This window comes from Sphingomonas sp. PP-CE-1A-559 (assembly GCF_004340965.1).
Taxonomy (GTDB): Bacteria; Pseudomonadota; Alphaproteobacteria; order Sphingomonadales; family Sphingomonadaceae; genus Sphingomonas.
The window spans coordinates 26,615-37,406 of the sequence record NZ_SLYA01000016.1 but is presented as its reverse complement, the minus strand read 5'-3'; the positions used below and the strand labels follow the sequence as shown (position 1 = coordinate 37,406).

Below are 10,792 nucleotides of genomic sequence, written 5' to 3'. Positions count from 1 at the left end.
GCGCGCTTTTACGAGACGTCCTGATCGGTAATCTGTCTACAACCGCAGCCGCCTTCGCAATTTGAGAAATCGTAGCCAGTCTCAAAATTCGATCGAATTTTGGGAATGGCCGGTTGGAGATGAAAGCGGCATGGCCGCTTTCAATCGCGAACGCACTGTGCCGGATAATTCAGCAGGTTGAAGGTCGGCCGGAAAAGCTCCCGAGAATTCGGGTTAATTCATCAAGCCTTTTGATCACCGGCAAAATCTCGTCAACCGACAGGCATGTTGGACGGGGATAAGGTGGTTGGCACGGTGGCTGCCCGGTGAATATACGAGCACTATAGCAAAGTTGGGCAAAGCCGTCTCTTTGGGGCCTATCCCTATAATGCACGGTAAAATCGGTTTCTAAGGATCCGCCGCCCTGAATAATCACATTAAGGCTCAAGTTTTCTGGGAGCGATGAAAGGCGATATACCGCTCCCGGACCTCTCAGTTTTTCTAAAGGGAGTTCCCTCGCTGCCGCTGCCTCCAGCACGGCCGTCTTCGCCAATGTCGTTCTAGGTATCCTTAAGCGCAACGGATATTCATCGCACAGGGCGTAATATAATGCGCAGACGTTCGAACTCGCCACTGCGGCAATGAATTCCGGATCAACAGCCATTCGAAAAGTCCTGCCTTAACAGCTTCCTCGCACACGCCACCTCAGTCATTGCTCTCACGATGAGTATGATGATTAGGCGTCGCCGATTATGAATAATAGAACTCTGTTTTTGCTTCGCCGCTCGCAGCTAGCGAAAGGGTAAACGAGCCCCATTCCCCTCCCGTATGAAATCTCATCAACTCACGAAGCTTCATGCAGAGCTCGACATTGTCGGTCGCAAATCCGGCCGCAGTCTCTGGATATTTCTGCGTCCCATGTAGTATGACCGAAATCGAACTGCTAACCGTGCTGTAGCGTTCTAGATATTCGTATTCGCACACGATGGATTCAAAAGGACCCTCAATCTGATCAATCATTAGTTAAGCGAGTTTCGTTATTATATCGGTCTGCTTGTCCATCTCGTTCATTTTCAAGCTCCGCTTTTGTATTATCCGCTACCAAACCGCGTGAACCTTGATATCCTAACGATGCAAAACCTAATGCATCCCGAGCGAATAACGGGGGGGCTTTAGACGGTACCGAGCCGTTCTTTCCCGATCCAGCTTTCTCGCGATGGATCGTTTTTGAGAAGCCCGCGACAGGGCGGGCCGACGCGGATGTTAAGGGCTGAGAAGGCCTTGGGGGCTAGATTGCGTTTCCACTTGGAATGGGCCCCACGCGTCCGGAGTAGGCAACTTGGCGACATCCCTCTCGATCCGGTTGTTCGCGACCTTATTCGCGATCAGTCTGATGTTTTCGGCGGCACTGACTTATTATGCCACGCACACGATGAGCTTCGCCTTTCCGATCGCACCTGAGGCGATGACGACGTTGGTCATGCGGATCCAGGTGATCCGGGCGGTCGGCTTGGCTCTAGCCCTGTTCCTGATGTTAGTGGTGCTCGTTTCGGCGTCGCACGCGGCTCGCACTGCGCTAGCTTTGCGCTGGCTTCTCGGTGTCATGACGAGTGTTGCGCTTCTGCGTGGATCAGGGCTGATCCAGCCGCTTGCGCAGTATGACACAGCGATTATCGCAACCTCCGCTGTCCAACTCGCGCTGGAGGGGTTGGCAATCTTGCTGCTTTACGGGGAGGATGCGACCGATTGGTTCGAAGCGCGTCGCTGACAATGCCGGGGCCACGTTGTTCACGGTCGTCGCGGCGCTAATCCGCTAGGGCGGAAGCGCCCAGTTGCGGACGTTCGGGCGGCCCAACAGCTAACTCGAAAGCGGACGTCGTTGTTGCCTCAGTGCGCTGAAGACCGCATCCCTCGATCATGGAAACCCGTATGTCAGCTCATTCAGGCCCCGCCATTGCATGCCTGCTGTCGCTTGCAGCAACTGGCTGTGGAGCACCAGCACCACGAGTGCCGGATACAGCCCCATTCCAGTATAATGGCATAACACTATATTTCCCAAAAGGAACCGTAGAGGCACGAATAGAGGAGGGAGCAAAGACGCGTGCGTATGCTCGCTTAGTTCCGGACAGGCCAAAATCGGGTAGTTCAGTCGACGCTAGATATTACATTGATCTAGGCAGGGGATTTACCGGAAAGAGCTCTGGTGGCGGGTATCGGCTTGGATTTAACGAATATCCGTCGAATAGTGTGCAAACGAAACTGGATGAAGACCATACAATGTTCTGTCCGGCGCCAGACGGACTAAGACTATTCTTTCAGTGTGCGGTACTTCTGCGAAGTGTGCCAGCAGCAGCGATCCAGTTTAAAACCGCACCTTTATCGCCAGAAGTGGCTCGGTCAATGGTAACAGATGCCGAACTATATCTGACACGGGCGAAGGCGCAAAAAGCCACTAATCGGACGTCGGAACGACGGCTATCAGAACCAACGCCGAGAAAGCCCCTCATCTTTGTTCCGTATCCATACAACCATTGAGCCATTGTTTTCGTTGTTAAGACTTTTGAGCGTCTGTAGCATTCAGGATGAGCAAAGGGGCCGAAAAAAACTAGCGCCATGGCTCATTAGCGAACTTCCGCTTACGCGCCAATCTCCCTGAAAACGGTCAGGCCGTTATACCTGCCCAACCCGGACATTGCCGAAATTCGATCCCAACGGGAACGTCGCTGCCGTCTTGATCGCCGTCCCTTTTTAGGAAGCGCGGGATCGACAGATGCCCGATCGCGGACACTGCCCGAAGCAAGCATCCCGATTGCGGACATTCGCTTTAGAAGATAGCCTCGATCAGTGCTCACCTTAATCGCCTTCATCGCTCAGGACTACGTCCTTCGGGATCTGCAAAGGTCGCCCGTTGCTGCGCAAGGTCCCTTCAAATTAGAACGCGAAGACTGTATCGCGCGTGATCCCCCCATGGCAGTATTGCACTACGCGCCCTGTAGGCCGATGGCTCGATTAATCTGGTCATCTTCCGATGGTCAAATACTGATCAAGTATGAGGATGATGGCGGATGGTTGGGCAGGTATTTTCTATTTCCAACTGCGCCAGATATGCCAAATTCATGTGGGCTTGCAGGCTTTACCGCTTACCAAACTAAACCCGGTTCAAGCGGGGACTGGCAGAATAGTGGTAGAGCATTTTTCTCGACACTTGAGAAGTGTAGCCGATTGACCTCCTTGCAGATCGCCTCCTACAAAAACGAGTTCTTGGAAGCGGCACCATATTGCGGCGAAGCCGCCACGAGCCTGCGTTCCTTGGCGGTATCTATGTTCGGAAATCTGCGAAGATGCACCGCGCAGAAAGAAGTAACAAAAAACAATCCGATGAATGGCTTCACGTGCGTTCGCCAGGAAGGGCCGTCGAGCTAACACAGTGTCCGAGACATTCGAACGCCGCTAAGCCCGCTAGCCTCTCCAACCAGCACATTCTCGTTAAACCATCCCTTTTGAGAACGTCGATTTGTCCTCAAATCGCCGTTTGTGGGGAAACCGCATTAGATCCGTGGGTTGTGTCCCAACCAGACAGGAGGAAGCGGTTGAGTGTCCCGATCCATAATACGCCCTCCGACGTTGCAGCGCTGGACGGATGCGTGGTTATATCTGGTCCTGGAGGGATCGCTGTAACCCTGTCGGCAGACGCCGCGGAAGAAACGGCAAAACGCCTTAGTTGGTCTGCAACCGAGGCTCGAGATCAACCTTGCGTTGACCCAGCACCGCACGAAACGCCGGAATCGTGAGTTAGCGATGCACCGAATAATTTACGTCAGCAGATCGCTTATTGTCGGAAATCCCCGCGAGATAGACGCCATCGTTGCAACATCAATCGCTTGGAATAATACAGCCGGCGTCACGGGGATGCTTTGGTTCGATGGTGCAAGCTTTGCACAGGTAATCGAAGGCGATCCCGATCAGGTTGAATTGACCATGGATCGTATCCGCAGTGACCCGAGGCACACCGACATCGAAGTATTGTTGGATCGATCCGTCCTATCCCGCCAGTTCGGTAGTTGGTCGATGCGCTGCGCTGGCGGCGATGAGGCGAGCGCGTATGGCACTAGCTTTATGATCGGCTTTGCAATGGGCGAAAGCACGGCGTCATCGAAGCGACTGTATAAAATCGTCCTGTCTAGCGATGCTGGTAAAGCGGAGTAGGGAACAGAACCAAACGACCGCTGTTCTAACTTCGACCGGTGCGGTTTCCCCCCCCTGCCCCGCCGGCCACGACGCCCCGCTGCTCCCTCCCGCAGCGGGGCGTTTCTCTTTCAGATCACAACATGCTCGCAGCGCCATCGCTGACGACTAAAAGCGTCTATATGCTACTCAATTAACCGGCCAAGTGTTATAGCGGAGCGGAAAGGAAGGCCCGTGAGCAAGACCAGCCTCAACCAGATCATCGAGGGTATCGATAGGAACCTTTCGTACCTGCATAAGGAGCGTTGGGCGCTTCGCTACGCGGATCTTCTCGACACTGTTCAGGCCACCACTGGCGATGAACAGGATCGCGCCAAGCAGGCGTTGCGCGAGCACAACGCGATCCGCAATCGGCCGGAGACTAGCCGTGGCCCTTTAGTGGAGCAGGCGCGCGAGAACTACACGGCTCACGCGTAAGCATGGCTGATGATCAAAAGCCGCTTGGAGACGCCGAGCGTGAGGCGCATTCGCGTTTGATTGCTGACCTCGCCATGGAAGACGCCCCGGCTGTAGCACAGCCGAAAGTGGTCTTAACCGCCGGGCAACCCGGTTCCGGCAAAAGCATGATCGTTAATCGTGTGTCGGTGCAATTTCAGGGCATCAAGGAGCCGGCGATCGTCGTCGATCCCGACGCCATCCGCCCGACCCTGCCATACATGCGTGAACGGATCGCCAGCGGCGACTTGAATATCCCCGGCGCGGCTTTTCAGGATGCGGGGACCATCGGTGCGCGGGTTGTCGAGATGGCCGCCGAGGGGCGGCGAAACATCATTTACGACGGTACGCTGTCCAACGTGAAGTATGCTCGAATGAGCATCGAAAATCTCAAGGAGCAGGGTTACCGCGTCGAGATTCACGGCATGGCTGTCTCCCCTGATTTGAGCCACGCCAGCACGTATGAGCGGCGCGAAGTACAGATCAAGAGTTCCCCGACTGGCTTCGGTCGTGGCGTAACTGATGATTTCCACGATCAAGCCGTCTCCGGCTTAGTTTCGACAATCGGGACTTTGCAGGCTGAGGGCATTGTTGATGCGATCGTTCTTTATGATCGGCAAGGCAATGTCGTTGGCAGTACCCGCTTGGAAGCCGGTCAATGGGTGCCGGATGAGCAGATGGCGGAGACGTTGAAGAACGCCCACCAGAACCCCAACGCACGCACGCTTCGTGATACCGCCGCAAGTTGGGAAACCGCCTCTAGCTTGATGAAGGATCGTGGCGCTGATCCGCAGGAGCAGCAGAAGGTTGATAGCTTTCGTGACGCGGCAGTGAAGCGCAGCCCTTCCCCGGCCGAAAGCGCAGCCGAGTTCGAGCGTGCATGTTCTGAGGAGGGCAAGCGGATCGTCATCCGCGCGACAAGCCTTGATGAGCGGCTAGTGGATAAGTGGACTGCGCTGAACAAGGCGCACGGAGAGATTACAGCCGCGAAGCCCGGCGGGCCGACATGGATGCCGGGACATGCCGCCAAGCAAGCGGACTGGCGCAGCCAGTGGGATGCGAGCGCCAAGGCGATATCCGACAATGTGGCCCGCCGGGATCGCATCGCTCCCTACACCCAAACCCCTATCCCCGGTTATCCAAGTAAGGTTGAAGAAGCCGCGGTTACGAAGGTCCAGCGCCGCGACCCGCAGTTGGCAAAAGAGGGCATGGCCTTCCGCGCCGCAGAGCGGCAGCACAGGGCGCAGGCGATGGCTGAATCGCGAACACAACAGCAGAGCAATAACCAAAAACTCTCCCGGTGAATTTTAGCCGCTAAAATCTTCGGCCTGATATCGGGGTATCACACACCCATCCCCGTAATGGGGACCGGCCAGAGGATGTTCGGAATCGTACGCTAAGCTCCCCGACCGTCCCGATTGGGATCGAAAAAGGAGAACGTGACGGGGTTCTCGAAACTCATATGTGGTGATTAGACGGTACACGAAAGCGGGGGGTACTAGGGCATGAAGACGATTGGCCTGATCCGAGGCATGAGCTGGGAAAGTTCTGCCGAATACTACCGCATTATCAATGAGAGCGAGCGAGATTGTCTCGGCCCGACAGCATCCGCCCGCTGCTTCCCGTGGTCGCTCAATTTTGCGGGAAATCGAGGATTTGCAGCACAAGGGCGATTGGCAGGGTCTGACGACGCGGATGGTCGACGCGGCACAACGCCTCGAAGCCGGTGGTGCGGACGTGCTGCTGATCTGCACCAACACCATGCACCGCATGGTCGCGGACGTTCAGGCTGCTTTAGGTGTTCCCCTTCTTCATATCGCTGATCCCACGGCCGGACGCATCAAGGCGGCCGGCCTCAAGAAGGTCGGACTGCTTTGCACTGCGTTCACGATGGAACACGCCTTCTACAAGGGAAGGCTCACCGATAAGCACGGCCTTAACGTGCGTCATTCGTGGTTCCAGCCAATATTAGAGATGTAATTGATATCATCAAATAATGATCTCATCCTATCGACGGACTTTGAAGACAAGACTACATCTTTGCCATTTTGCACGTCTAATACCTGCCCACTTTCGATCAGATATTTTAACCAACGCGCACCAGAGCCAGGCTCGATCTTGGATATAGTAATTATTTTTTCTTTGGATAACGTTCTATTGTCAATCTGGGCAACAAAAAGGTTAAGCATTATGACCCAAGCATGGTCATTAAACATGCCTTGAGGGAATGTTTTATCGCGAAGTTCGCGAGTAGATAATATTATCCGTGCAATTTCCGAGCGCCGCTTATCACCAATCATAACTCATACTGATATAAATCAACTCGATGATCTTTGATCCACATCAAGATTGGTGAATATCATCCAAAAAACACGGCAGATCGGGTAGTATATTTTTCCGGTTACCGCTGCAATTTATACTAAACGGCTAATCGCCCTCAAGTAAGCTGTTTATCCGTGAACCGGCCTTACTTTAGCGACCAGATTGGCAGTGCCCCAGTGAGCATGATGCTGCCAAGGGGACGGCGGTCATGAGTCTTAGAATTACCATAGCTTGGGCCATAGTAAGCCGCTGACTATTTTTTTGCTGATCAGCAAGCCGTTTCAGGTCGCTCGTTCATGGCGTCGCCACATAGCTCAATCGAATTGCCCCCGATTACGCCAACAGGTTCAAAATTCGGTTCTTTGGCAAGGTAACCCGAGATCTGTTTCAACAAATCACTTTTATAAAAAAAGTGCTCACGCAGGTCAAGCATCAGTGCGTCTAGATTAGGAAAATATCGGTAGATCGCGGATGCGGTTATTCCGGCACTTTTCGCAATATCAAAGAATCGTAAAGATGATATTCCGTCCGCCTCTATAGAATGACAGGCGACGTCAAGTAATTGGAGGCGACGCCTGACGAATGAAAGTCGCATATTTGGCAGTACTCCGGGAGTAAACGTTACCATAGCAATGTCCTAACTAAAATTAATGACTGTGGAGTCGCTATCGGATACGCCACTTTATCTGCCAGCTACCTCGTGCCCTAGAACTTGCGTAGCCGCAGCTATACCAGCATCTGCCGCCTTGCGGAGCAATTTCCGGCCGCGGATTGGCTCCTTTACGATCCCGGTGCCGTTAAGATACGCCAAACCAAGGATGTAATCAGCTTGGGCATTGCCAGCATTTGAGGCGACGGTAATAAACCGGATGCCATCCTCGGCTTTGCCGTTCGCAATCAAAAGCAGCCCAAGGCGTAGGTTGGCTTCTTTATGGCCCAATGCCGCCGCAAGCCGGTAATAATTCATCGCGCGGTCAGGCGATTGATGTTCGATAGTGCGGCCAAGCTGATACAGCTGTCCGGATTCATCCATGTTCTGATCGACCGGCGTCGGTGTTGGTGCCTGATTTCTCCACACCCCCGAAGCCTTACCGTTCGAGCGGTCATAGCTGCGCCAGAGCATCGTTGTACCGACCACCAAGTCGACTCTCGCCGCCCTACCGCGCCCGCCGTCGGCCAGCAAAAATCGAGTAGGTATCCCCCCTTTTATGGACTTCGTTGAGACCACGAAGCCTCTGGCCTCAAGCTGCGCAACTACCGCCATCTTGAAATAGCCGTCGGGCAAATCGACGATCAGAACCGCATCCGGCTTTACCAAGGCCGCCACCTCTCGCGCTGTGTCTTCGGCAAAGACGTGCACGTCGACGGGTGCCGTTTGAGCGTTACCGATCGAGACAGGTGACGCCAGAAGCGCGAGAACGATGCGTAACGCATGCTTGCGCCAGGCTCGGATGTTAGGCCAGCCGCGGCTGGCTACGCGGTGGTTCCGCCATGCTGACCTCATCCTGCAGCTACCCGGTCAGCACATCCTGAGGTCTGCCACACAACCCGCAGAACGATTGGCCGACGACTGGCAAGCGGTCCTTGCTGAGGAGTTCCAAAGACCACCTGCATCCGGCAGCGCATCGGGTCGTCGCCTGTTGTCGTAAGATTCAGGATGTAATTGAATGTGCGCGTAATGGCCTCGCCAAAATGCGGCGCGCCGACGATGCGGTAGACCGCGTCCTTGTCCATACCTGGCACGATCAATCTGACCATCGAAGGCTGGATGACGATGCCCTTTTTCCGATCATAGGCGGACTTTGTCTTGAATGCGCTGCCATCGACGAGTGGTCGTGGGGATGGCTCAGACATAGTGGCGACTTGGGACAAGGCCGCGCCATTTGGTACGAGGAGGCTCGCCGGCGCGGCCAAGGTAAGGATCAAACTAACACACTGCTTCATGATGTTTCTCCGCTGGAGGAGCGGGTCGCATGACGCGACCCGCTATTCGTCAGAACTGGTACCCGATGCCTGCATTGGCACCGCTGTTTCCACGCGTGTCGCGGTTGACGCCGGCCTTCAGAATGGTGTGGCCGTCGTCGAAGATCCGCGAAACGCCAACTGCGAAGGCGGCCTGGCCACGGTATGTACCGACGCCTCCCGCAACGAGGCTCTTGCCCGGTTCGAAGGCTTGGGGAAGCGCCGCTGAAGCCAACGCTCCGGCCGTGCCGGCGTTCGCATCACGCTTGTAGGTCTGTAGATCGAAGTTGACGGCGTTGATCCGTACGTCGGTATACTCATTAGCTGCTGCCAGCGTGCTCGCCAGTCCGGATCCCAGTTGCCCAACGTTGACCGCGTCGGTCGCCAAGGTGCCTGCGGCGACGTTGCGAAGGACGACCGGCGATCCGCCGCTGTTCAGCGTGACCCCAGTGCGCGTTGCATCATCATATTGCACCGCGCTTTGTCCAAGTGTCGCGAGCGCGAGGTTAGTCGCGGCGAGCTGACCACCATTGACCGCCTCTGTCGAACCGGCTGCGAGTAGACCGGCTGCGACGTTCGCCAGCGTCTGTGCGGCGCCTGGGGCAGCACCTGAAGCGCCTGCCGCCACTAGGTTGAGCCGGTCGCCAGTGCCGGGGCGCTGAACGGCTCCGATCGTGCTGCCGCCTACAATAGTGGTAAGTGCTGAAATGCTGCTGTTGGTAGCGGCAAGCTGCGAACCGTTTACCGCATCGGTCGATCCGGCAGCAATTGACCCCGCCGCGACGTTCGTTACCGTTTTCCCGCCAGCATTAATCCCATTGGTCGTAAGGCTCGGTCCGCCAGCGATTGTGAGACCGGCCGCGTTGATGACCGTACCACCGGTTGTCAGGCTGTCGGCCACCAGGTTCGGATTGGTGGCGATCGTCAGGTCGGTCCCGTTCTGGGCAATCGCGATGTTGTTACCAGCCGTGATCGTCTGCCGGGTGCCAGGTGCGATATTGGCAACTACAGTGCCCGTGACCGTCCCCGTCCCGGTCCGAGCGGTGGTGATGTCAAAGCCCCGGTTTGCGGTAGCGGCCGCGTTGGTGATGGCCGTGTTATAGTTGTCGAACGCGCCCTGCACCGTAGTCGCGGTTGTCCCGCCCGTCGTGGTGTAGGTCGGGCCGGTATAGGTACCGTCGGGATTAACGGTCCCGCCGATGACGCCTGCGAACTGGTTCTGCACGCCCGTCAGCTGGCTGACATTGACCGCGTCGGTCGCAGCGGTACCCGCGGCAAGGTTGCCGAGCGTCTGGAGCGCGCCAGGTGCCGCACCCGTGCTGCCCGGCGCGACCAGCGCCAGCCGGTTAGCGGTGCCGCTCTGCTGGACGGGGCCGATCGTACCGTTTGCGAGGTTGTTGCCCAGGTTGGTGATCGCCGTGGTGTTGCCAGCGATGGCGCCGGTGTTCGCCGTAACCTGCTGGTTGGTGGCGAACAGCTGTGCACCGTTGACTGCGTCGGTCGAGGTGGCGGTCAGCTCGCCCTGATGGAGGTTGCTGATCGTCGTGCCGCCCGTCACGCCACCGTCGGTCGAGGCAACGCCTGCAAGTGTCGTCCGGGTCTTGGCCGCGTCATCATACTGCACCGAGTTGTCGGCAACGGCACCGATCGCCCGGAGCTGCCCAAGATTGACGGCATCCGTTGTCGCAACACCAGCCGCGACATTGGCGATCACCTGGTTGCCGGCGTTGATCCCGGCGGTGGTGACGCTGGGACCGCCTGCGATGGTCAGCCCGGTCGCGCCCAACGTGGAGGCCCCGTTCGTGAAGCCGGCCGTGTTGATCACCGTACCGCCGGTCGTCAGACTGTC

13 protein-coding genes are annotated in these 10,792 nt (G+C 56.3%); 6 read left to right on the top strand and 7 right to left on the bottom strand.

What is annotated here, in order from left to right; all coding sequences use genetic code 11:
• Positions 1–169 precede the first annotated feature (169 nt).
• Positions 170–643: a hypothetical protein gene (locus C8J42_RS19080; protein WP_133021397.1), complete on the bottom strand. Its 474-nt coding sequence runs from the start codon at positions 641–643 to the stop codon at positions 170–172.
• A gap of 86 nt (positions 644–729) precedes the next feature.
• A complete protein-coding gene (locus C8J42_RS19075) occupies positions 730–999 on the bottom strand; it encodes a hypothetical protein (RefSeq protein ID WP_133021396.1) in 270 nt (89 codons plus the stop codon).
• 412 nt (positions 1,000–1,411) lie between these two features.
• Here C8J42_RS19075 and C8J42_RS19070 point away from each other — a divergent pair, with 412 nt between their 5' ends.
• From C8J42_RS19070 to C8J42_RS19045, 6 genes are all read left to right on the top strand, one after another.
• Positions 1,412–1,747: a hypothetical protein gene (locus C8J42_RS19070; protein WP_243644624.1), complete on the top strand. Its 336-nt coding sequence runs from the start codon at positions 1,412–1,414 to the stop codon at positions 1,745–1,747.
• A gap of 1,076 nt (positions 1,748–2,823) precedes the next feature.
• On the top strand, positions 2,824–3,402 hold the full coding sequence (locus C8J42_RS19065) for a hypothetical protein (protein ID WP_133021394.1): 579 nt from the start codon (positions 2,824–2,826) through the stop codon (positions 3,400–3,402).
• Positions 3,403–3,735: 333 nt separating this feature from the next.
• On the top strand, positions 3,736–4,185 hold the full coding sequence (locus C8J42_RS19060; protein ID WP_133021393.1) for a BLUF domain-containing protein: 450 nt from the start codon (positions 3,736–3,738) through the stop codon (positions 4,183–4,185).
• A 213-nt stretch (positions 4,186–4,398) separates the two neighbouring features.
• A complete protein-coding gene (locus C8J42_RS19055; RefSeq protein ID WP_133021392.1) occupies positions 4,399–4,641 on the top strand; it encodes a hypothetical protein in 243 nt (80 codons plus the stop codon).
• A 2-nt stretch (positions 4,642–4,643) separates the two neighbouring features.
• The gene (locus tag C8J42_RS19050) at positions 4,644–5,963 is read left to right on the top strand and encodes a zeta toxin family protein (RefSeq protein ID WP_133021391.1); all 1,320 of its coding nucleotides are present in this window, start codon (positions 4,644–4,646) and stop codon (positions 5,961–5,963) included.
• A 334-nt stretch (positions 5,964–6,297) separates the two neighbouring features.
• Entirely contained in the window at positions 6,298–6,639 is a 342-nt protein-coding gene (locus C8J42_RS19045) for an aspartate/glutamate racemase family protein (RefSeq protein ID WP_243644623.1), read from the top strand.
• Here C8J42_RS19045 and C8J42_RS19040 read toward each other — a convergent pair.
• The 5 genes from C8J42_RS19040 to C8J42_RS20245 all read right to left on the bottom strand — a co-directional run.
• The gene (locus C8J42_RS19040; protein WP_133021390.1) at positions 6,606–6,959 is read right to left on the bottom strand and encodes a hypothetical protein; all 354 of its coding nucleotides are present in this window, start codon (positions 6,957–6,959) and stop codon (positions 6,606–6,608) included. The two genes, C8J42_RS19045 and C8J42_RS19040, sit on opposite strands and share 34 nt — an antisense overlap.
• Before the next feature lie 290 nt (positions 6,960–7,249).
• Positions 7,250–7,609 (bottom strand): TetR/AcrR family transcriptional regulator, encoded by a 360-nt coding sequence (locus C8J42_RS19035; RefSeq protein ID WP_133021389.1) that lies wholly within the window; start codon positions 7,607–7,609, stop codon positions 7,250–7,252.
• Positions 7,610–7,663: 54 nt separating this feature from the next.
• Positions 7,664–8,341: an SEL1-like repeat protein gene (locus C8J42_RS19030; protein ID WP_165895567.1), complete on the bottom strand. Its 678-nt coding sequence runs from the start codon at positions 8,339–8,341 to the stop codon at positions 7,664–7,666.
• Between the two features lie 140 nt (positions 8,342–8,481).
• On the bottom strand, positions 8,482–8,925 hold the full coding sequence (gene bamE / locus C8J42_RS19025) for an outer membrane protein assembly factor BamE (RefSeq protein WP_056678199.1): 444 nt from the start codon (positions 8,923–8,925) through the stop codon (positions 8,482–8,484).
• Between the two features lie 49 nt (positions 8,926–8,974).
• A partial coding sequence (locus C8J42_RS20245; protein WP_207897187.1) for a YadA-like family protein occupies positions 8,975–10,792 on the bottom strand: 1,818 nt, incomplete at its 5' end.